This window comes from Lederbergia lenta NBRC 16444, assembly GCF_001591545.1.
GTDB classification, from domain to species: domain Bacteria; phylum Bacillota; class Bacilli; order Bacillales; family Bacillaceae_C; genus Lederbergia; species Lederbergia lenta.
Map to the genome: position 1 here is coordinate 286,593 of NZ_BCVC01000001.1, position 23,569 is coordinate 310,161.

At 35.7% G+C, this 23,569-nt stretch carries 16 protein-coding genes; all 16 read left to right on the top strand.

The genetic code is table 11. The annotated features are described in order from the left end of the window. Window positions 1-7: 7 nt before the first annotated feature. The 16 genes from BLE01S_RS01245 (at window position 8) to BLE01S_RS01320 (ending at window position 23,556) form a co-directional block, all read left to right on the top strand. Window positions 8-433 (top strand): RbsD/FucU family protein, encoded by a 426-nt coding sequence (locus tag BLE01S_RS01245; RefSeq protein ID WP_066136368.1) that lies wholly within the window; start codon window positions 8-10, stop codon window positions 431-433. 116 nt (window positions 434-549) lie between these two features. Beyond that, window positions 550-2,004, top strand: a complete 1,455-nt coding sequence (locus tag BLE01S_RS01250) for an arylsulfatase (protein ID WP_174521700.1) — start codon at window positions 550-552, stop codon at window positions 2,002-2,004. 30 nt (window positions 2,005-2,034) lie between these two features. Then, a complete protein-coding gene (locus BLE01S_RS01255; protein WP_082788542.1) occupies window positions 2,035-3,276 on the top strand; it encodes an alpha-L-fucosidase in 1,242 nt (413 codons plus the stop codon). Window positions 3,277-3,431: 155 nt separating this feature from the next. Then, entirely contained in the window at window positions 3,432-5,735 is a 2,304-nt protein-coding gene (locus tag BLE01S_RS01260; protein ID WP_066136375.1) for a helix-turn-helix domain-containing protein, read from the top strand. Window positions 5,736-6,051: 316 nt separating this feature from the next. Continuing rightward, window positions 6,052-6,936: an ABC transporter permease gene (locus BLE01S_RS01265; protein ID WP_082788655.1), complete on the top strand. Its 885-nt coding sequence runs from the start codon at window positions 6,052-6,054 to the stop codon at window positions 6,934-6,936. A gap of 15 nt (window positions 6,937-6,951) precedes the next feature. Beyond that, window positions 6,952-7,848, top strand: a complete 897-nt coding sequence (locus tag BLE01S_RS01270; protein WP_066136380.1) for a carbohydrate ABC transporter permease — start codon at window positions 6,952-6,954, stop codon at window positions 7,846-7,848. A gap of 60 nt (window positions 7,849-7,908) precedes the next feature. Further along, window positions 7,909-9,555 (top strand): extracellular solute-binding protein, encoded by a 1,647-nt coding sequence (locus tag BLE01S_RS01275; RefSeq protein ID WP_066136384.1) that lies wholly within the window; start codon window positions 7,909-7,911, stop codon window positions 9,553-9,555. Window positions 9,556-9,797: 242 nt separating this feature from the next. Continuing rightward, window positions 9,798-12,200 (top strand): glycoside hydrolase family 95 protein, encoded by a 2,403-nt coding sequence (locus BLE01S_RS01280; protein WP_066136387.1) that lies wholly within the window; start codon window positions 9,798-9,800, stop codon window positions 12,198-12,200. 485 nt (window positions 12,201-12,685) lie between these two features. Continuing rightward, window positions 12,686-14,434, top strand: a complete 1,749-nt coding sequence (locus BLE01S_RS01285) for a cache domain-containing sensor histidine kinase (protein WP_169800009.1) — start codon at window positions 12,686-12,688, stop codon at window positions 14,432-14,434. Next, entirely contained in the window at window positions 14,431-15,201 is a 771-nt protein-coding gene (locus BLE01S_RS01290; RefSeq protein ID WP_066136394.1) for a response regulator transcription factor, read from the top strand. The genes BLE01S_RS01285 and BLE01S_RS01290 overlap by 4 nt, the downstream gene beginning before the upstream one ends. 100 nt (window positions 15,202-15,301) lie before the next feature. Beyond that, window positions 15,302-16,615, top strand: a complete 1,314-nt coding sequence (locus tag BLE01S_RS01295) for an extracellular solute-binding protein (protein WP_066136399.1) — start codon at window positions 15,302-15,304, stop codon at window positions 16,613-16,615. A 73-nt stretch (window positions 16,616-16,688) separates the two neighbouring features. Beyond that, a complete protein-coding gene (locus tag BLE01S_RS01300) occupies window positions 16,689-17,567 on the top strand; it encodes a carbohydrate ABC transporter permease (RefSeq protein ID WP_066136403.1) in 879 nt (292 codons plus the stop codon). Window positions 17,568-17,579: 12 nt separating this feature from the next. Further along, on the top strand, window positions 17,580-18,458 hold the full coding sequence (locus tag BLE01S_RS01305; protein ID WP_066136406.1) for a carbohydrate ABC transporter permease: 879 nt from the start codon (window positions 17,580-17,582) through the stop codon (window positions 18,456-18,458). 69 nt (window positions 18,459-18,527) lie between these two features. Then, a complete protein-coding gene (locus BLE01S_RS01310; protein WP_066136409.1) occupies window positions 18,528-20,138 on the top strand; it encodes a glycoside hydrolase family 43 protein in 1,611 nt (536 codons plus the stop codon). A 261-nt stretch (window positions 20,139-20,399) separates the two neighbouring features. Further along, entirely contained in the window at window positions 20,400-22,454 is a 2,055-nt protein-coding gene (locus BLE01S_RS01315) for an alpha-glucuronidase family glycosyl hydrolase (protein ID WP_066136412.1), read from the top strand. Between the two features lie 166 nt (window positions 22,455-22,620). Continuing rightward, window positions 22,621-23,556 (top strand): ABC transporter permease, encoded by a 936-nt coding sequence (locus tag BLE01S_RS01320; protein ID WP_411825161.1) that lies wholly within the window; start codon window positions 22,621-22,623, stop codon window positions 23,554-23,556. Window positions 23,557-23,569 lie beyond the last annotated feature (13 nt).

The window sequence follows — 23,569 nt, forward strand, 5'->3', positions numbered from 1 at the left end:
AACAGCGATGCTTAAAGGGATTCCTCCTATTATTTCACCAGATTTAATCAAGATATTGATGGAAATGGGGCACGGCGATGAGATAGTGTTGGCAGATGGAAATTTTCCATCTGCCAGCCATGCCAATCATCTTATTCGATGTGATGGACATGGAATACCGGAACTATTAACAGCAATTTTAGAGTTTCTTCCTATCGATACTTATGTTGAATTTCCTGTAGTTGGCATGGATGTTGTATCGGGGGACACAGTAGAACCGATTATTTGGGAGAAATATGAAGAAATTATTTACGAGCAGTTTAATTATTCCTTCCCAATTAAACTGATTGATAGATTCGAATTCTATGAACGTACTAAAAACGCATATGCAGTAGTCGCTACTAGTGAAACGGCTCAGTATGCCAATATTATATTGAAAAAAGGGGTGATTTGATCAAAGTCCCCTTTATTTATACTCTTAATATAAATGTATGCGCTTTTAAAGATGCCGGCCATCGTTTATATTATTCTTTGTAAGATAGATTAAATACTTGTTCAATGGGGGACATAATGAAACCAAATATTTTACTAGTAATGGTTGACCAAATGCGCTTTGATTGTTTAAGTTCAGCTGGCCATCCAATTGTAGAAACACCAAATATCGATCAATTGGCACGTGATGGTGTGAGATTTACAAGCGCTTATTCAGCAACACCTACTTGTGTTCCGGCACGTGCTGCTGTCTTAACTGGTATGTCACAGCAATCACATGGACGGGTTGGTTACCAAGAAGGTGTTCCGTGGGATTATCCCCATATGTTACCAGAGAGATTGAGCCAATCTGGATACCATACTCAAAGTATTGGGAAGATGCATGTTTATCCATCGAGGAATTTATGTGGATTTCACAACGTGATTTTACATGATGGGTATTTACATCATAACCGATTCAAAAACACACCATATCAAGAGTCATTTGAACAAACAGATGATTATTTACCATGGCTTAGAGAGAGATTAGGTGGGCATAAAGATTTAATAGATCTTGGTTTAGATTGTAATGCATCAGCGATGAGTCGGCCATGGCATCTGCCAGAAGAGTATCATCCAACAAATTGGGTTGTCACACAATCGATCGACTTTTTGCGTCGACGTGATCCGCGCAAACCATTTTTCTTGAAAATGTCATTTGTTCGTCCACATCCGCCATTTGATCCGCCACAAGCTTATTTTGATTATTATATGAGCAAGGATATAGATGACCCGGTAATTGGCGACTGGGCGAAGCAGACAGATGAGACTGCAAATGGATTATTGCCGACAACTAGAAATGGGATCGTTCCGGAACAACGTTTGAAACGAGCGAGAGCTGCATATTATGCGTTAATTGCTCATTTGGATGATCAAATTGGTAGATTTATTCAGTCAATGATTGAATATCAAATCTATCATAATACCATCGTTATATTTGTAGCCGATCATGGTGAACTACTTGGTGACCATCACTTTTTGGGCAAAGCGTTGGCTTACGAAGGAAGTGCAAAAGTGCCTTTTATTCTTGCTGACCCAGGTAATCTATTAAATATAAAAAAAGGAACAACTTGCGATAAAGTCGTTGAATTACGGGATATCATGCCAACATTATTGGATGCGGCAGGGGCGCCTATTCCTGAAACGGTTGAAGGGGAGAGTGTTATTCCGTTAGCGAAAACATCCGATCCTCAATGGAGATCATATATCCATGGAGAACATGCTTATGGAGATCTATCTCACCATTATTTAGTAAATGGAAAAGAAAAATATATTTGGTATTCGCAAACGGGTGAAGAGCAATACTTTAATCTTTTAAAGGATCCGAATGAAATCCGAAATTTAGGCCAAGAAGCAGCTTATGCTGAAAAGGTAGCATATTGGAGAAGTATTCTTATTCAAGAATTGGATGGTAGAGAAGAAGGATATAGTAATGGAGCGCAGTTAATCACCGGATGCCAGCCTAAAGCTGTGCTCGAACATATCATACATTAGTCATAATTATAATTAAAAGGTGTGAAAGCATTGGAAAAAGTAAAACTTGCACTACCAACAGAAGAGCAAATAGCATGGCAGAATTTAGAGTTAGGAATGTTTTTCCATTTTGGCATGAATACTTTTTGTGATCAAGAGTGGGGAGAAGGGACGGATTCCCCAGAATTATTCAATCCAAAGGAATTTGACGCAAGACAATGGGTGAAGCTTGCCAAGGATGCGGGCTTCAAATACGTTATATTAACTGCGAAACATCATGACGGATTTTGCTTGTGGCCAACCAAAACAACCGATTACTCAGTGAAATCTAGTCCATGGAAAGATGGAAAAGGGGATGTAGTACGAGAAGTTGCTGATGCTTGTAAAGAGGAAGATATGCATTTCGGCATCTATGTCTCGCCCTGGGATCGTCATGAACCATGTTATCAAGATAAGGAAGCATATGATGATTTTTACTGTGAACAACTAAATGAGCTAATGACACAGTATGGGCCAATGATGGAAGTTTGGTTTGATGGAGCTGGCTCTGAAGGAAGAGTATATGATTGGGATAGAATGATCGGGATCATAAAAAAACATCAACCAAACGCCATGATATTTAATATGGGGCAGCCAACAATTAGATGGGTAGGTAATGAAGAAGGTCTTGCTCCTTATCCATGTTGGAATACGGAAAGCGCTGCAAAAATCAGTATGTTCTCAGATGATAAAGTTGATTGGCTACCAGGTACACCTGATTGGCTTCCAGCAGAATGCGATGTTCCTATTCGTAAATTGCATTGGTTTTGGCATCCAAATGATGAAGACAGCTTACGTACATTAGATGAATTAATGCATATTTACTATAACTCGGTCGGGCATGGTACGAATTTATTATTAAATGTTTCACCGGATGACCGAGGGTTAATCCCGGATATCGACGCGAAAAGATTATTGGAGTTTAGTTCAGAATTAAAAAGTAGATTTTCAAATTCACTGGGCAGTACTTTCGGACAAGGGCAAAAATTAGAATTAACATTAGAAAATGAGACGAGCATCGATCACATTATTTTAATGGAAGATATTTCTTTCGGTGAGCGAGTAAGGAAATTTGAATTAGAGGCTCTAGTGGATGAGGAATGGGTTTCAATCGGTGAAGGTAGTGCGATCGGTCATAAGTATATTAAACAGACAAACGGAATAAAGACAAGAAGGTTAAAATTAACTATAACAGAATCAGTTGAGACACCAATGATTAAAGAGTTTACGTGTTATCGTTCCGAAAAGAAATAAATTGAAAACAATAGATCAGGTTCATGTGTTTTCCACATGGATCTTTTCTTTGGTCAAAAAAGGGAGATAGCATTGCATTATTCATATGATAAAATAAACATAGCCGTAGGTCTTTAGATTTACAACTATGCTAGGTGGAGAGGAGCTAGTTAGAAATGTTTCATTATTTTGAAAAAGTACGTATCTATAGAACGATCTTATTATCATATGTCTTAATCCTCGTCATTCCACTAATATCAAGTTTTATTATTTATCAAATCAGTATCCATAAAATAAAGGAAAATGCGACAGAGAATAGCAAAAACCTTTTGAATCAAACGAAAGACACAATCGATCGAAAAAATGAAGAGTTGGAAAACTTCGTCTACCAGCTCTCTATAAATCAAGATATTAATCAGTTGATATACCGAAAAGGAAAAACCACATCCAATTATGTTTATGATATATATAAGATAAAAAATAGTATGAAGCCGTATGGATATACAAATACGTTATTTCAAGACTTTTACATATACTTTAATGAAATTGATACGATTGTATCTCCGAAGTCCTCTTATGTTCGACCAAAAGATTTTTACAATAATCATGTGTATCAGGATATAAGATACGAAGATTGGATGGAAAATATTAATAAAGGGTATCATGCTCGGCAATATTTACCATCAACTAAAGTGCAGATTATGAAAAGTACTAAATCCATTATTACTTATATACAATCTATTCCATTAGATACTAAGAAGAAATCACAGGCAAATATTGTAGTTATGATGAATGAAGAAGAAATTGGTGGGTTACTTAACAGAATATCCTCACAATATGATGGAGCAAGCTTTATTCATGATGTAGATGGCAATATTATTGTTAGCGACAACATGGACGCTAGTATGGTTTCATTCAATCAGTCTACAAAAAAATATTCAATAAAAGATAATAAGAAGAAATATATTATGATTGAATCAAAATCTGATAATAATAAATGGATGTACGTCGCGATAATTTCAAAAGATAAACTTGCGGAAGATGTAATGTATATTCAAACAGTTAATTTTACCATTGCCTTAATTACGATTATTGTTGGATTATGTATCGCTATATACTTTTCATATAAACATAGTATTCCTTTAAATCGGCTATTGGGTATTATGTCTATACCAGAAACAAGAACAGTGAAGGATCCATATGACTTTATTCATAGTAATGTGGAAGATATTATTGCTAATAATGATCACCTGAAAGGACAAATTCAAGACCAGCTCCCTATTCTCCAAGATTCGATCATAAGAAAGTTAGTCACAGGAGAAATATCTTCTTCAAGGGATGCGATGGCATTAATTGAGCAGGCGAATATACCACTTAAAGGGGCATTCGGTTATGTCGGTATCGCGCAGATTATTCATATCTTTCATACAGTAGATAAAGATATGCTGAATGAGATGAATGTTGCGCAATTGGTTATTCAAAACGAGTTGAATGATATTTTTCAAGGAGCAGTACTTTACTGCAATCTCGGTATAGATCAAGTTGTATTCTTAATGTCCTATTATAAAAAGCCTTCTTTTCAAGAGGAAAGAAAGTTGGAAGAAAGTCTTCATTTGTTATTGAATCGTTTGGAAGATAAATATAGTTTAAAAGTGAATATAGGTACAGGCAAGAAGTTTGAACAGTTTATCGATATTCATCAATCTTACGAAGAGGCAAAGTTAAGCTTACCATTGATCCAATCGATGGATGATACAGCATCCGTTTATACATACACAGACCAATCTTATGATGAGAAAATGGATTTCTATTACCCCATTGAGTTTGAACTGCGTTTAATGAACGCTGTGATGAATGGTAATACAGATGAAGTAAGAGAGCTACTAGATAAAGTTTATGTGGAAAATGTAAAAGAAAGAATGTTAACACAGCAAATTGGTTGTCAAATCTTAGCATCTTTGAACGGTACAATTATGCGGCTTTTATCGAAAAATACACAACTCAAAAAAATAACAGTAGACGAAATTCTTGAACATATCGAAAAGATAAAATCGAAGAAGATTGAATTTGAAAAAGATATGAGATTGATTAGTGGAATGATGATGGAAATTACTCAGCTTATTCATGAAAAAAAGATAGTAGGAAGCCAACGAATTATTTATAAAATAAAAGAAGTAGTTAAAAACACTGCTAGTGATCCAAATTTATCACTGTATAAAATATCTGAAATGGTGGATTTTCCAGAGAAAATGCTTCCAGTAATATTTAAAGAACATACAGGGGTAAATATCTCAGATTTTATAGAGGATGTTCGATTAAATTTTGCGAAGTCAAAGCTAATTCAAACAGACGATGCAATAGTAGATATTGCGTTGCACTCTGGATATAACAGTGCACATTCTTTCAGACGTGCATTTAAAAGAAATACAGGCGTATCACCTTCAGAGTACCGAAAAATGATGAATAAAGAGAGTGAATAAGCAAAAAAATCACGCTTACAATAAAGTGTACCATGCTATTTTACTGTACGGTATATAGTGTTAATAACGGAGAAACCCTTGATGTGAAAGGGTTTATTTCGTTGTACGCTAATTATTTATTGTGTCTTTCTTTCTTTTCAAACTCTTAATACAGTGGTTATAGAAGAACATTATATTTTATTTTGCGCAACAACAATAATGTAAGCGCTTAATTTAAAGGGGGAGTTATGTGGATATAGAAGAAATTAGTCAGCCCAACACCCAAGGAGTAAATGTTAGAGAAGTTATCATTAGAAAAAAGTCTCCTTTTAAAAGGATGAAAAAACATTGGCAACTATACATTCTTGTTGCGATCCCGCTAGTCTTTTTAATCACATTTAAGTATGTTCCGATGGCGGGGATTATAATTGCTTTTAAGGATTACAGCGTAGTAAAGGGAATAGCAGGAAGTGATTGGGTCGGTATGAAGTATTTCAAATACTTTTTTGATAGCCCGAACTTCTCACTTTTAATAAAAAATACTCTTGGCTTAAGTATTTACGGTTTAATCGCTGGATTTATTTGTCCAATCATATTGGCATTAGCTTTAAACGAAGTCGCAAATGCGCGTTTTAAAAAATTTGTACAAACAATAACATATGCGCCGTATTTTATTTCTACAGTTATTATGGTTTCAATCATTATCCTATTCTTATCTCCCAATGCTGGGCTTATTAACAATATTCTTAGTTTATTCGGAATGGAAGCTAACAACTTTTTGGGAAATCCTGCTTATTTTAAGTCGATCTATGTTTGGTCAGATGTATGGCAAAACACTGGGTATGCAACGATTATATATTTAGCAGCACTAGCAGGGGTAGATACCGAATTGTATGAGGCAGCAAAGGTGGATGGTGCAAATAGATTTCAAAAAATTATGAATGTTGATATACCGGGAATCCTGCCTATCATTATTGTTTTGTTAATACTTAATGTCGGAAATATTATGTCATTAGGATTTGAAAAAATCTACCTGTTACAGAACCCATTAAATATTAATTCATCTGAAGTTATTGCTACCTATGTATATAAAGTAGGATTGCTTGGAGCGAACTTTAGTTTTGCCGCCGCTGTTGGTTTATTCAATTCGATTGTTAATTTTATCTTAATTATTTCGGCTAACTCTATTTCTAAACGATTCTCATCATCAAGCTTATGGTAAGGGGGAGGGAAGCAAATGAAAACATTCTCAAATACTAGGATAAGAGAATCGATGATTGACCGCATGTTTATTGGAGTTATTTATGTATTTTTAGTTATTGTTTTAATAGCTGTTTTATACCCGCTTATATACATTCTAAGTGCCTCCTTTAGTGACCCATCAGCTGTGACTTCAGGACGTGTGTGGCTACTTCCAGTTGATCCAACAATTCTAGGGTATACAACAATATTTAAAAATCCACAAATTATTCAAGGGTTTTCGAATTCGCTATTTTATACCATTGCTGGAACATTTATAAGTGTTAGCATAACGATTATGCTAGCTTATCCACTTTCAAGAAGAACATTTTACGGTCGTAAATTTATCATGCTACTACTTGTATTTACGATGATTTTTGACGGTGGATTAATTCCTTTGTATCTAGTGGTTAAAAATTTGAACTTTATTGATACAATCTGGTCGTTGTTGTTGCCTTCTGCACTTGCGGTTTTCCAAGTAATTATTGCTCGAACATTTTTTGAAACTACGATCCCTGAAGAATTAGTGGAAGCAAGTGAAATGGATGGATGTAGTGATTTAGGGTTTATTTTTAGAGTTGTTTTACCTTTGGCAAAGCCAATCATAGCCGTTCTTATCTTGATGTATGCGGTGATGAAATGGAATATGTATTTTGATGCATTGATTTATTTGAAATCGGAGGAACTTTTTCCGCTGCAAATAATCTTAAGGAGCATTTTAATATTGAACTCTGACCCTTCAGCAAATATTCAAGAAATGTTAAAAATGCAAGGTTTAAAAGAATTAATGAAGTATTCATTAATTGTAGTTTCCAGTTTACCCGTATTAATTTTGTATCCATTCGTACAAAAGCATTTCGTAAAAGGAATGTTAATTGGATCAGTAAAAGGCTGATAGTATGATACGCATTAATTGAGTAAAGCTAGTATTTTTAAAAATAAAGGGGATGAATGTATGAAAAAGTTAACACTTACAAGCCTTACACTATTATTAGTAGTTGTATTGTTTTTATCAGGATGTGTGCCAAGTAAAAAGAGTACATCAAGTGAGAATTCTGATCCAAATGGGCCAGTTGAGGTAACAATTTTTACACCTAAATTTTCGGATGACGAGGATTTTAGTGAAAATGAATTTACGAAGATGGTTGAAGAGAAATTTAATATGAAAATTAACTGGGAATATGTTAATCAAGACGCAGCGAAAGAAAAACGTCAATTATCATTGGCCAGTGGTGATTACCCAGATGCGTATATGTTGGTAACTTGGCTTGATAATATTTCAAAAGTGGATGCCCAAAAATATGGTAAAGAAGGAGTCTTTCTACCATTAAATGATTTAATTAAAGATCAGGCCCCTAATATTCAGAAAGCGATGGAAGATCTGCCTTATTTAGAAAAAGGTATGACGGCTCCAGATGGAAATATCTATGGATTACCATTAGTTAATGAATGCTATCATTGCTCTGTATCTGGGAAAATGTGGATTAACACAGAATGGTTAAATAACTTGAATTTAGAAATGCCTAAAACAGCGGAAGAATTTAAAGAAGTGATGAAGGCGTTTAAAAACGATGATCCAAATGGTAATGGGAAAAAAGATGAAATTCCATTAAGCGGAGAAACTCCAAAGGTTGGGGGAAATCCTATTCAATTTTTAATGGGGGCTTTTATTCCGAATAATGGGATTGATTATATTAATGTCAATGAAGGTAAGCTATCACTAGGCGCAATGCAGCCTGAATGGAAAGAGGGCTTAAAATATGTTCATTCATTATATGAAGAAGGATTAATTGATAATGGAGCATTTACACAAAACTCGGAGGCTTTTAAGCAATTGGGAACACCTGAAGGGGATGCAATTCTTGGAGCTGCCGCAGGGCAACACTCGGCCATTTTTGTAGATTTGCAATCCGAACATTCTAAAAGTTATCATGTTGTACCTCCATTAAAGGGACCTAATGGTGCTCAATATACATCGTCAAATTACGGAAATGTAAATAACTTTGCTTTTGCGATTACTGACAAAGCTAAAGGTGAAAAGGCGGAAGCCCTAATCAAATTAGCGGATTACTTATATAGTGAAGAAGGAACAATTGCCACGACAAGAGGAAAAGAAGGTGTGCATTGGAAAAAGGGCGATCCAGAGGACATCGATTTAAATGGACAACAAGCAAAGTTAGTTCAAATACCTCAAGATCCTAATTTAACTGACGAAGAAAAAGATGCAATGAAATATGGTTGGGGAGAAAGAGGTCCACTTGGTTTGACGAGGACAATCAGGGATTACACTGCAGCTGATATCGATGAATGGTCTCCGGAAGGGTTTGAACGCAGATTATTCAATGCCACGAAGAAATATGATGGATTTCAACCAGAGGAACAATTTAATTTTGAAGCGGCTTGGGTTGATCCTGAAGAAGCGGAAGAAGTAGCTTTGCTAAAGATTAATATTAATAAGTATATCGAAGAGCATATGGTTCAATTCGCTACAGGTTCAGAGAATATTGATAAAGATTGGGATAACTATATTGATGGCTTTAAAACTTTACAAGTCGATCGTTATTTAGAGATCTATCAAAAAGCATATGATTTAGGGAAATAAACTTATAATAAACGAATACACTAAAGTTTTGTGCTGATGTGTATTCGTTTTCAACCTTTTGAGTAAAGAGTATGTTGAGTTACCTGAAAGATTAGAACAACATATGACTCTAGAATCTCGACTTATGATAGAATAAAGCGCATACATAAGGAGACCCAAAAATTTATTATAGAGTACTAATATCGGCCAAATTGATTTGCAAGGCAATGGATTATTAAGATTTTAGAATAGGAGACTAATAGATGAATCTTTTATCTTATAGTAAAGCAGCAAATGTTTGGACAGAGGCCCTCCCACTTGGTAATGGGAGAATCGGTGCGATGCATTTTGGCGGTATTGAAACAGATAGGTTTCAGTTAAATGAAGATACATTATGGTCAGGACCACCGAAAAAGAATAAGAAATACGATGATCAGGAATCTTTACAAAAAGTAAGGAAATTGATAGATGAAAAGAAGTACGAAGATGCGATAAGTGAAACGAAAAATATGTTTGGCCCTTATACTCAAGCATATATGCCACTTGGAAATCTAATGATTCACTATCTACATGGCGATGTGGCTCAGAGGTATGAGCGAACATTAGATATTAACCAGGCGATATCCAAAGTGAAATATACAGTGGGAAAAATTGAATTTACGAGAGAGGCATTTATATCTCATCCACATCAAGTATTAGCAATACATCTTACAAGTTCGATTGAAAAGAAGTTAAATGTAAATATCACTTTAGATAGCTTGTTAAAATACAGAACTTCGTACGAAGAAGATGAAATTATTTTACAAGGCGTTTGTCCCGAAAGTTGCGCACCGTCATATTTTCATGATAACGAACAGCCGATTATATATGGTGAGTTTGGTGAAACGCAGGCGATTCATTTTGAAGGTAGATTAGGTGTGATTGTTGAAGATGGTGATATCGAATCTCAGAATGGAATTATTTCTATTCGACAGGCGACGAAAGCAACACTTTATTTTTCTGTTGCCACATCTTTCAATGGTTTTGACCAATTACCTGGTACCGATTTTGGCAAGTTAACTAAACAAAATGAAATGTATTTATCAAAGGCAATGAGTATTCCGTACGAACAATTGAAAGCGATGCATATACAAGATTATCAACATCTATTTAAGCGTGTGGAATTTTCTTTAGAAGATGGAAAATCGAGAGAGCAACAGGATACTGATGTAAGAATAAAGAAAAACGGTGCGAACGATTTAGGGATGGTAGAGCTATTATTCCAATATGGGCGTTATTTAATGATAGCCTCTTCTCGTGAGGGGACACAGCCTGCCAATTTACAAGGGATATGGAATGATTTAACGCGTGCACCATGGTCATCGAACTATACATTAAACATTAATGCTGAGATGAATTATTGGCCTGCAGAGGTGACGAATTTAGCTGAATGTCATCGACCACTTTTAGAGGCGATTAAGGAACTTTCGGTAAATGGAGAAAAAGTGGTACATGAACGATATGGGTTAAATGGTTGGACCGCTCATCATAATACGGATGTTTGGAGACATGCTGATCCAGTTGGTGATGATCGCCATGGAGACCCGAACTGGGCATTTTGGCCGATGGCAGGACCATGGTTATGCAGGCATTTATGGGAGCATTACATCTATTCACAGGATAAGGAATACCTTGAGAAAGAGGCATTACCAATTATGGAAGGTGCAGCGGCGTTTTGCTTGGATTGGTTAATTGAAGATGAGAATGGTTATTTAATCACATCACCATCTACATCACCTGAACACCATTTTTATGCGGAAAATGGGCAAGAAGGATCTGTTACGAAGGGTGCGACGATGGATCTGCAAGTCATTTGGGATTTGTTTTCCAATTGTATCGAGGCAGCTGAGGTTCTTAATATGGATAATGAGTGGATACAGCAAGTAAAAGTAGCAAAAGATCGTTTGCATCCATTGCAAATCGGTAAATATGGACAGTTACAAGAATGGTTGATTGATTATGAGGATGTAGAACCACATCATCGACATGTATCCCATTTATATGGTCTATATCCTGGACATCAAATTATAGACGGACCGTTATTAGAAGCTGCCAAACAAACATTGAACAGACGTGGTGATGAAGGAACTGGTTGGAGCTTGGGCTGGAAAATTTGTCTGTGGGCAAGGTTGAAAGATGGTGAGCGTGTCAATCAGTTGCTGGATCAATTGTTTAACATTGTCTCCGCAAATAGAGAAGTTTTTATCGGTGGAGGATTGTATCCGAATCTATTGGGAGCACACCCACCTTTCCAAATTGATGGGAACTTTGGCTATACAGCGGGGGTCGCTGAGATGATTATCCAATCCCATAAAGGATATGTGGAACTCTTGCCGGCGCTTCCATCAACTTGGTTAGAAGGAAGATTAACTGGCGTCCGTGTGCATGGAGGATTTGAGTTAAATCTATCTTGGAATAAGATGCAAGTGAGTAAATTAGAAGTAACTTGTAAAGCAGACAATCCATTTGTCTTGAAAACAAGTGAACCAATCATCTTTCGTGAAGAAGGAAAAGAGGAGAAAAGAATAGATTCTGTTGATGGTTTAATAGAAATAGAGATGGAAAAAAATCAGCAGTATCAAATTGACCTAGTGCCAGGCACTCAAACAAATTCAAAACAATTCTGAATTGTACCGGTGCCTGGCACCCATACAACTCCCTGGTACTCGAAAGAACTCAAAGCCCCTAGCTACACTCAGCTGTAAAAGACCAACTTCTTTTAGAAGTTGGTCTTTTACAGCTGAGTGCTTCTTTTTGAGGAACTACTTTATCAAACTTAATGTCTGTAATCCGATGCATGATATAGGTGGAAATCAGATATAAAATGCCATCAAAACTAAAAATGATCAACACCTAGTAAGTATGAAAATACTTTATTCTATTCATACAAAATGTAAGAAAACAAAACTAAGTTACCGCTATTATTATCTTAATAGTAGAATAATTAATAGATGCTAAAAAATATAAGATATGATAAAAATAATAATTAGTATCTTAGCAATTAACCAACCATCATGGCAATAGAAAATGAAACTCGAAATTTACTTTTTCGATATACAGCAGCAGTACGATTAGCACCTTACATATTTCCTAGAGGAAAGGGATGTTGCCTATGTTTGAACGCTTTAAAAAATATATAACATTACGCAATCAAATCTTAGTCTTCTTTTTACTTGCGATGGCTATTGTATTAATTTTGGTTGGATTGGTCATCTTTAACTTGGTAGGGAGGACTTTAAAGGAGAATGCTGATAAACAAATTCAACAGACAGCCATTCAAGCAAGTGGAAGAATTGATAATTTATATGAACAAATGAACCTACTAACAATACAAGTGGCTACAAATGCAAAAGTGCAAAAAATGTTAGAGGAAGGTGCAAAGGGTAAGCTAGCATCTTTTCAAGACAGGCAGTCTTTAGTACAAACAGTTAGTTCTTATCGCTCTTACTCAAATGGAATCCACGCACTTGAGTTATACTTACCCGATTTACAGATGTTATATCCGATTGGAGAATCATATTTATCTCAAAAAGTCGAAAATAAATGGATTAAGGAAGCAGATAAAGCAAAAGGGGCAATGGTCTGGATTGGTGAAAACGTCAAGCATCCTGAACAATTACTTGCTATCCGTAGGATAAGTTTAATGGACCGTTGGTATTCTAATGGTGGCTATTTATTAATCTATGTGGATAAAGACTACTTTAATTATCATAGCAAGGCTGATGGAAAACTTCCTGAGGATGAGTATACAATTATTTTCGACAATAATATGAGGACGGTATCATCTACTATTCTAAATAATATGAAAGAAATTTCACCTATTGATAGATCGACTGTATCGATTAATAATGTTGATTATATGATGGTAAAACAAACTTCTAATGTAACTAGTTGGACATTGGTTATTTTGACGCCAGTAAAAAAACTAACCCAAGGTCTCGCTGTTTTGAAAATAGTTATTCTAGTTTCTGGAATTATTGGCTTCATCATATTTTTTATATTTTCACTGCCATTATCGACAATGATCACTAAACCGATATTTAGGTTAGTAAAAACAATGAGAAATGCAGACCAAGGAGAACTTATCCCAAGCACAAAGTCTTCTCCAATTATAGAAATAGACGAACTCAATAGGACTTATAATAAATTGGTTGAAGATACGAATCACTTAATTCAAGTTGTTTATGAGAAGGAATTGCTTCGTAGCCATACCGAATTAAGGGCATTACAAGCACAAATAAATCCACACTTTTTGTTTAATACATTGAATGCGCTTTATTGGTCACTGGATGAGAAAGGAGAAGACCGCATGGCCAGTCAAGTAATCGCAATGTCCAATTTATTTCGCTATACAATTACTCAATCAAATAAGGATGAATGGGTAACTATGAAAGAGGAGATAGAACATATCGAAAGATATATGTTAATTATGCAGATGAGGTTGGGAGAAGAACTCTCATGGGAAATAACCATGCTAGATGAATATAAAAATATTAGCATTCCGAAGCTAATGATTCAGCCACTCATTGAAAATGCAGTGGTCCATGGGATTGGTAATAAAGTAGGAGGTAGGAAAATTAGTATAACGATTAAGCAATCTAAACAAGACTACCTACTTATTAGAGTTCAAGATAATGGTCCTGGCATGGATGAAATAACGCTGGAAAAATTGAATAAATCTATGAAAAGTGGCCATGTGCAATCATTGAAAGGAACTGGTATAGGGATAGCTAATGTGAATAGAAGAATTCAACTATATTATAAAGATATGAATAATAAGGGACTTAGAATAGAGAGCAGTGTCGGTGCAGGTACGACGGTTTCTTTGGAAATCCCGATAAATGGAGGGGGATTGCGATGAATACAAAAACAATACTTATCGTCGATGATGAAAAGCAAGCACGCCAAGGATTAAAAAGGACATTGGAAGGATGGGGGAAGGAAAAAAATTATGTTTTAAGTGCAGGGAGCGGAAAGGAAGCTTTAGCTCTTTTTGAAACAAATAAAATCCATCTCTTAATCACTGATATTCGGATGCCGGAAATATCAGGAATTGATTTACTAAAAGTATTAAAAAAGAAAAATTACAATCCTATTGTCATTATTATTTCTAGCTATTCGGAATTTGAGTATGCACAAGAAGCTATTAGACTAGGGGTAACAAACTACTTACTCAAACCTTTTACTAAGCAAAAATTAATAGAGGCAGTGCAGGAAGCATTAATAGCAGAGGAAAAGCAAAATAAAACTGGAATTTTAGAGAAAGTAGCGAATGAGCAGTTAATAAAAGTAGAGTCAGGAAAAAGTAATATGAGAGATCCAATTAAAAATGCTTTGCTATATATTGATGCAAATATAAAAAAACAGATTAATCTAAGTGAAACGGCTAGCCACGTACATTTGAATTCAAGTTATTTTAGTGTGTTGTTTAAAGAACAGACTAATATGACCTTCAGTGAGTATATAACACGAAAAAGACTACAGGCAGCAAAGAATCTTCTCATACATTCGGATCTAACCGTAGAAGAAATATCCCATGAGATTGGTTATCAAACTCCCAAATATTTTATTAAGCTATTTAAAGAACATGAGGCAATTACACCAAGTAAATATAGAAAATTGGAATAAATCTAATAAAAGTGGAATTTTCCCCAATTGTAGTGTCCTTATTTGCAAGCGCTAACAGTGATAAACTTTAATCAAATGAGTCATCAAGGGGGAAATAATAATGATTAAGAAAGCGCACTCTTTTGTGTTGGTTTTCGTACTGGTTTTGGCAGTGGTTTTATCAGCTTGTACATCTTCAAATAAAGATGCTGGAGCTGGAGAAGGTAAAGCTACAGCTAAAACAATCAAGTTTATGCATTTATGGCCAGCTGGAAGTTCTAAACAACAAAATATGATTGTTGAGGATATCATTAAGCAGTTTGAAGCTGAAAACGAAGGTGTAAAAATTGAGGTTGAGATTCTAGAGAATGAACAATATAAAAATAAAATAAAAGTACTGTCCTCATCCAATGACTTACCAGATGTCGGATTTACTTGGGCAGCTGGGTATTTAAAACCATTTGTAAAGGGTGAGCTATTAGCTCCACTTGATGATGTGTTGGAGAATGGATTAAAAGATGCGTTCGTATCAGGAACAACGGAAGCTTATGCAATCGATGGAAAGACGTATGGCTTACCATTAGAATTAAATATCGCACCAATCTATTACAATAAAAGTATATTTGAAAAATATAATTTAGAAGTGCCTGAGACGTATGAGCAATTTGAACAAATTGTTGAAACTTTAAGTAAAGAAGGCGTTGCTCCAATTGCACTTGGCAATAAAGACCGTTGGACTGGCTCCTTATGGTATATGTATTTAGCTGACCGTATTGGCGGGTCAGATCTCCTTACACAAGCGATCAATCGCGAAGGTTCCTTTGAAGATGAGAGCTTAGTTAAAGCAGCGGAAGAGATTCAAAATCTAGTAAAAGCGAATGCATTTAATAAAGGATTTAATGGCTTGTCAAATGATGAAGGAAAATCGGAATTCATGAATAATAATGCAGCAATGTATTTGATGGGTACGTGGGAGCTTCCAAACTTAACAACAAATGAAGATATCCCTCAAGAATTCAGGGATAATGCTGGATTCTTTAAATTCCCGACTGTAAAAGGTGGGAATGGTGATATTGACAGCTGGGTTGGTGGTCCAGGTGTAGGGCTATTTGTTTCGGAAAAATCGAAGGTAAAAGATGAAGCGAAGGAATTTGTTACATTCTTTGTTGAAAAATGGGGAGAACAAGCTGTAACAAATGCTGGGGTTATACCAGCTACGAAAGTTGACACAGAAAAGGTAGATCTACCAGATCTCTATATTGATGTCCTTGATGAATTGAATAAAGCAAGCAATTTAACATTGTTTGCAGATGTTCAAATGAGTGCCTCTGTTGCAGAAACACACTTGAATTTAATTCAGTCTTTGTTTGCAAATGAAGTGACACCAAAAGATTTTGCCAAACAACATGAAGAGGCGCTAGCAGCAGAAGAATAAGAAACATGTGAAAAGGACATATCTTTATCTCGGTATGTCCTTTTCTATTGTTAAAAAGGAAGGAGTGACTTGAATGGATAGAGTCATGTCGAATAAGAAAGTGATTGCATTATATACAATTCCAGCCTTGTTCTTAATACTTGGCCTGATATATGTTCCGATCATTCTAACAGGATACTATGGGCTGATGAAATGGGATGGAGTCGGCGCTATGGAGTTTATCGGGCTTGATAATTATAAAAAATTGATCAGCGACTCGATGTTTTGGAAAAGCGCCTATCATTCCTTTTTATTGGCACTTTTTTCAACACTAAGTCTCGTAATCTATTTACTCATTTCTGTTGTGTTATCAGGGAAAATTAAAGGTGCTGACTTTTTTAGGAAAGTATATTTAATCCCAATGTTACTTGCATCCGTTGCAATTGCCCAACTTTGGATGAAAATTTATCACCCAACAAATGGGATATTAAATACGTTACTCATGTCATTGGGGGTAGAGGATCCTCCGGCATGGTTGGCAGATTCTAGCATCGTTCTTTTAGCTATTTTTATCCCGATTTTATGGCAGTATGCAGGTTTTTATATATTGATTTATTACGCAGCATTAAAGAATATACCGGAATCACTGATGGAAGCTGCAAGAATTGATGGTGCTACGCCGCTACAAATCGCAATGAAAATTAAAATACCATTAATCATGAATGTGATCATGGTGACAATCGTACTTGCTGTCGTTGGATCGTTAAAATATTTTGATTTAATTTATGTAATGACAGATGGTGGGCCTAATGGGTCCAGTGAGGTAATGGCTTCCTATATGTACCATAAAGCATTTAGAGGATTTGATTTTGGGTATGGAAGCGCAATTGGATTTTTCCTACTAATTATTTGCCTAGTCGTTACATGGATCATTCGCAAGGTAACAACACCTAAGGAAGAAATTGAATTTTAAGGAGGAGATAATATGAACATCCAAACGAGTGCCACAACCTCCACTAAACAACTGAAGCGAAAGAGCACCAATCAGATTGTATACGGAATTATGTACATACTTTTGGCGATTGTAGCAGTCTTTCAAATATTTCCGATCATCTGGCTTTTCTTATTTTCATTAAAAAATAATCAGGAAGTATTTAATATGTCGCCATTTGCGATCCCAACAAATCCGAAGTGGGAAAACTATGCGAAGGTCTGGGTGGAAGGTAATATTAGCCAATACTTTTTTAATAGCGTCGTATACACATTGGTAGCAGTCATTTTAACTGTTTTGCTTGCTAGTATGGTTACATTTACGATCACACGGATGAAGTGGAAATGGAGCAAGTTAACATTAGGTTTATTTATGGTTGGGCTAATGATTCCTGTGCATTCTACATTGATCCCATTATTTAGTACCTTTTCAAAGTTAAATTTAATAGATAACCCAATTGCGATTATACTTTCGTATACCGCATTTAACTTACCAATTACGATTATGATATTACTTGGTTTTTATCAAACACTGCCAAGGGAAGTAGAAGAAGCGGCGATTATGGATGGCGCGTCCATTCATAGGCTGTTTTTTCAAATAACATTGCCGATGACATCACCAGTTATGGCGACAGCCGGTATTATTAATATGATTTATAACTGGAATGAATTCGTTTTTGTAAACACGTTTATAAGTTCTGATCAATTTAAAACACTTACAGTCGGTATTCAAAATTTTATTGGTCAATATACAACAGATTGGGGAGCGATTGGGGCTACATTAATGATTAGTATTATTCCTATATTGCTAGCGTTTCTTGTATTAAGTAATCGAATTGTCGAAGGAATTGCGGCAGGTTCTGTAAAAGGTTGAATTTATTGTCTACTAGTATGGTACAATCTATGAAAATGGTTACAAAATAACGAGTGGAGGTTTTGGAAAATGGCAAAAATTATTAATCCAATTTTAACGGGGTTTCATCCAGACCCGAGTATATGTCGTGTAGGAGAAGATTACTACATTGCAGTATCAACGTTTGAGTGGTTTCCGGGTGTAGGTATTTTTCAATCAAAGGATTTGAAAAATTGGCGACTAGTGAGTAGACCATTAAATAGGTTAAGCCAATTAAATATGATGGGAAATCCTGATTCTGGTGGCGTTTGGGCTCCGCAACTATCATATAGTGATGGGAAATTTTGGCTTATTTATACAGATGTAAAAGTGACGGAAGGTCAATGGAAAGACTGTCATAATTACTTAGTAACGAGTGAAAAAATAGATGGAGAATGGTCAGAACCAATATATTTGAATAGTTCTGGCTTTGATCCTTCCCTTTATCACGATGAAAATGGCAAGAAATATTTGGCTAATATGTTCTGGGATCACCGAAAGAATAAGCATAATTTTTACGGCATCGTTCTTCAGGAATACGATCCCAAAGAACAAAAACTAGTCGGTAAATCGGAGATTATTTTTAAGGGTACAGACATCATGCTAACTGAGGCGCCGCATATTTATAAAATAGATGGATATTATTATTTGTTAACAGCGGAAGGCGGTACGAAGTATGATCATGCTGCTACAATAGCTAGATCTAAAAATATTTGGGGACCATATGAAGTCCATCCAGAAAATCCACTTATTACAGGTTGGGCAACCCCGCGTAATCCATTGCAAAAAGCAGGACATGCTTCGATTGTTCATACGCATACAGATGAGTGGTTCTTAGTTCATTTAACAGGAAGACCGTTACCTAAAGAAGGTCAGCCTTTACTAGATCATCGTGGATACTGTCCATTAGGCAGAGAAACAGCTATTCAAAGGCTTGAGTGGAGTGATGGATGGCCTTATGTAGTAGGTGGAAATTTTCCTGCGTTAGAAATTGAGGGACCGAATATGGAAGAGGTCCGATGGGATGCGGATTATCCAGAGAAAGATGATTTTGATTCGAAAACATTGAATCTTCACTTTCAATCTTTAAGAATCCCATTAGGTGAAAAGATTGTTTCGCTAAATGATAAGCCTGGTCATTTGCGTTTATACGGTAAAGAGTCATTAACGTCTAAATTTACACAAGCCTTTATAGCAAGACGCTGGCAGCATTTTAATTTTACAGCGGAGACGAAGGTTGCTTTCAAACCGGTGTCATTCCAGCAGTCAGCAGGGCTAGTAAACTATTACAACACGCAAAATTGGACTTCCTTGCAAATATCATGGCATGAAGATAAAGGGAGAATACTAGAATTAGTGACGTGTGATAATTTTACATTTGATCAGCCACTGCTTGGTGAAGAAATTACAATTCCAGTAGATAACGAATATATTTATTTACGAGTGGAAGTGAAAACGACAATATACCAATATTCCTATTCCTTTGATGGTAAAAATTGGACAGCTATCCCAATCAAGTTTCCATCTTACAAACTATCAGATGATTATATACAAGGTGGAGGTTTTTTCACTGGGGCGTTTGTAGGGCTGCAATGTCAAGATACATCTGGACAAAACGTACATGCTGATTTTGATTATTTTGTTTATAAAGAAGAACAGTAATAGAGAACGTAAGAGGTGAAGGTGACGAATGATTCGCCCTCCACCTCTCTAAATTAAAGTGTGTTTATTTTACCTAAATAAAATTTGTGATTGACAAAAAGAGACAAAACAAGCTAGTATGGTAGTATTCTAATTAAAATATTCAGATTTATCAATGTGTTTAGAAATGTAAGCGTTAACCACATTCGGTTTTTTCTTCCTAAATCGACGCAAGAAGAATAATTATAAGAGAAAAGATAAGTGAAATTGGAGGGTATTGCTATGCAAAGTTTAAGAAACAAGATAGTAGAAGAACAAGGTTACAAAGCGTGGTTACAATATACTTTAAAAAATGATAAGCAAAAAGATTATTATTCATCTTATTTGAGAGTAATTACCTATCATCAAGAATCAGAAGTAATCGATGCTGCAACCAAAGAATTATCCCGTGCAGTTAAGGGGATGCTCGGTATTAGCCCTGAGATAAAAAAGTCCTCGATTGATGAGCAATCAGAAGGAGTGTTACTAACATTAAATTCGCATACTTCAAAAGCATATCAAAGTTTTAACAAAGAGTTGGATAGATATCAAATAGAACAAATGGGTAAGCAAATCATTATCAGTAGTAACTCTGATAAAGGGATCTTATATGGTGTATTCCATTTACTCAGAATCATACAGTCTGATGAATCGATTGAAGGCCTGTTGATTACTGAAAAACCACGGAATCAGCTTAGGATGATTAATCAATGGGATAACATGGATGGAAGTATTGAAAGAGGTTATGCTGGCTCTTCTATCTTTTATCAGGACAATCAATTTATCGGTGATGAAGAACGAGTAGAAGATTATGCAAGATTGCTATCGTCTGTAGGGATTAATGCGATTTCGATTAATAATGTAAACGTACATAAAGTAGAAACTACATTGATTACAGATCTGCTTCCTGAAGTGAAGAAAACAGCTGCTATTTTCAGAAAGTATGGGATTACTTTATTTTTAAGTATCAATTATTCTAGTCCAATTGAAATTGGTGGGCTTACTACTGCGGACCCACTTGATCAAGATGTTCAAGCATGGTGGGCGGAAGCTGCGAAAAATATTTATACGCAAATTCCTGACTTTGGTGGTTTCGTTGTAAAGGCTGATTCAGAGCATCGACCAGGTCCTTTCACATATGGGAGAGATCATACAGATGGAGCAAATATGCTTGCTGAGGCGCTAAAACCACATGGTGGGATCGTCATCTGGCGCTGTTTTGTCTATAATTGCCTGCAAGATTGGCGTGATCGAAAAACCGATCGTGCAAGAGCTGCATATGACCATTTTCACCCACTTGATGGCCAATTCGCTGACAATGTGATACTGCAGGTGAAAAATGGTCCAATGGACTTTCAAGTGAGAGAGCCAGTATCACCATTGATTGGTGCCTTGAAAAAAACAAACCATTTGCTTGAATTACAGGTAACACAGGAATATACAGGCCAACAAAAGCATCTATGTTATCTCGTACCTCAATGGAAAGAAGTGTTAGATTTTGATACTTATGCAAATGGAGAAGGTACAGAAATTCACAATATTATTGCTGGTGATGTATATGACTATCAATATAGTGGATTGGCGGCGGTTTCTAATATCGGTGCAGATTTAAATTGGACAGGGCATGATTTGGCACAAGCCAATTTGTATGGATATGGTCGTTTATGTTGGAATCCAACATTGGATATGCAAGAACTGACACTGGAATGGATTCATCAAACATTTGGTAAATCAGATAGATTGGTAGATTCATTGCTGAAAATTATGCTTCAGTCTTGGGAAACTTATGAAAAGTATACTGCACCGCTTGGTGTTGGTTGGATGGTAAATCCACATCATCATTATGGGCCTAATGTGGACGGTTATGAATACTCCGTTTGGGGCACTTACCATTATGCCGATCGTGATGGAGTTGGAGTAGATCGCACGATGGAGACAGGTACAGGTTATACAGAGCAATATTACAAGCCTAATGCAGATATTTATAATTCACTTACCAAGTGTCCAGATGAACTGATACTATTTTTCCATCATGTCCCATATACTCATCAGCTCCAATCAGGAAAAACGGTCATTCAAACTATTTATGATACTCATTTTGAAGGGGTTGAAGATGTAAAAGCTTTGCTTGACGAATGGTTATCAATGGAGGGAGAGATAGATGAACAACGGTTCAAAGCAATTTCTCAACGTTTAAGTGACCAATTCGAACATTCCAAGCAATGGCGTGACATGATCAATACTTATTTCTATCGAAAATCAGGTATTAAAGACGAACAGGATAGATTAATTTATTAAGTACTAAGAAAAGCGCCCTTTAGTGGACAAACGAAAATGAGATATTTTGAAGTTTAAAAGACTCAGGGCGCTGGCTGTTAACTAAAGGCTGCGAAAGCTAGCACTTATATAGAAAAGCATATAAAAACATATAGAAGGGGGAGCGTATGTGGAACCAATAATTGAAGTGAAAACGCAACCGAAAGCGCGGAAAAACAGACTAGCTATAGGCCTTCGAGCAATCAAAAAAGATTGGCAACTTTACTCGTTATTAATACTTCCAATCCTTTATCTTATCATATTTAAATACGGTCCAATGGCTGGGAATATTATTGCCTTTAGAAAATTCGTACCTGGAGGAAGCATATTCGGAGAAACCTGGGTAGGTTTACACTATATAAAAATGTTCATAGCTGACCCGACATTTATAAAGGTTTTTAAAAATACGCTTATTCTTAGTAGTTTGACATTACTTATTACTTTTCCAGCACCAATTATATTTGCTCTTTTATTAAACGAGCTAAGATCAATAAAGTTTAAAAGATTTGTCCAAACAGCTTCTTATTTACCACACTTCTTTTCAATAGTAATTGTTTCAGGGATGATCTTGGAACTAGTCGCTGTGAATGGATCAATTAATAATATTGTAGAATTTTTTACAGGAGAAAGAATTAGTTTTATTCAGAAGCCTGAATGGTTTAGAACGATCTATATTGGATCTGAAATATGGCAAGGTCTTGGTTGGGGTGCAATTCTATATCTTGCTGCGCTTACAGGTATAAGTGAGGAATTGTATGAGGCAGCTAAAATTGATGGGGCTAATCGATGGAAACAAACGATTCATATTACAATTCCAGGAATTTTACCTACGATAGTCACTTTATTAATTTTAAACATTGGTAGCCTATTAGCGGTTGGATTTGAAAAAATATTACTGCTTTACAATCCGTTAACTTACAAGACATCTGATGTTATTGCTACCTATGTTTATAGGGTGGGATTAGAATCTAGTAACTTTAGCTATGCAACTGCCATAGGTCTTTTTGAAGGTATAATTGGACTCATTTTAGTATTTTCAGCTAATTATATTTCAAGAAGACTAACGGACAATAGTTTATGGTAGGGAGGGGAAAGTA

Excerpts from the sequence above, each read along its gene's own strand:
- BLE01S_RS01280 (WP_066136387.1), top strand. The coding sequence starts at position 9,798 with ATGAATCTTTTATCTTATAGTAAAGCAGCAAATGTTTGGACAGAGGCC.
- BLE01S_RS01285 (WP_169800009.1), top strand. The coding sequence starts at position 12,686 with ATGTTTGAACGCTTTAAAAAATATATAACATTACGCAATCAAATCTTA.
- BLE01S_RS01250 (WP_174521700.1), top strand. The coding sequence starts at position 550 with ATGAAACCAAATATTTTACTAGTAATGGTTGACCAAATGCGCTTTGAT.
- BLE01S_RS01315 (WP_066136412.1), top strand. The coding sequence starts at position 20,400 with ATGCAAAGTTTAAGAAACAAGATAGTAGAAGAACAAGGTTACAAAGCG.
- BLE01S_RS01295 (WP_066136399.1), top strand. The coding sequence starts at position 15,302 with ATGATTAAGAAAGCGCACTCTTTTGTGTTGGTTTTCGTACTGGTTTTG.
- BLE01S_RS01275 (WP_066136384.1), top strand. The coding sequence starts at position 7,909 with ATGAAAAAGTTAACACTTACAAGCCTTACACTATTATTAGTAGTTGTA.
- BLE01S_RS01260 (WP_066136375.1), top strand. The coding sequence starts at position 3,432 with ATGTTTCATTATTTTGAAAAAGTACGTATCTATAGAACGATCTTATTA.
- BLE01S_RS01265 (WP_082788655.1), top strand. The coding sequence starts at position 6,052 with ATGAAAAAACATTGGCAACTATACATTCTTGTTGCGATCCCGCTAGTC.
- BLE01S_RS01310 (WP_066136409.1), top strand. The coding sequence starts at position 18,528 with ATGGCAAAAATTATTAATCCAATTTTAACGGGGTTTCATCCAGACCCG.
- BLE01S_RS01270 (WP_066136380.1), top strand. The coding sequence starts at position 6,952 with ATGAAAACATTCTCAAATACTAGGATAAGAGAATCGATGATTGACCGC.
- BLE01S_RS01245 (WP_066136368.1), top strand. The coding sequence starts at position 8 with ATGCTTAAAGGGATTCCTCCTATTATTTCACCAGATTTAATCAAGATA.
- BLE01S_RS01305 (WP_066136406.1), top strand. The coding sequence starts at position 17,580 with ATGAACATCCAAACGAGTGCCACAACCTCCACTAAACAACTGAAGCGA.
- BLE01S_RS01300 (WP_066136403.1), top strand. The coding sequence starts at position 16,689 with ATGGATAGAGTCATGTCGAATAAGAAAGTGATTGCATTATATACAATT.
- BLE01S_RS01290 (WP_066136394.1), top strand. The coding sequence starts at position 14,431 with ATGAATACAAAAACAATACTTATCGTCGATGATGAAAAGCAAGCACGC.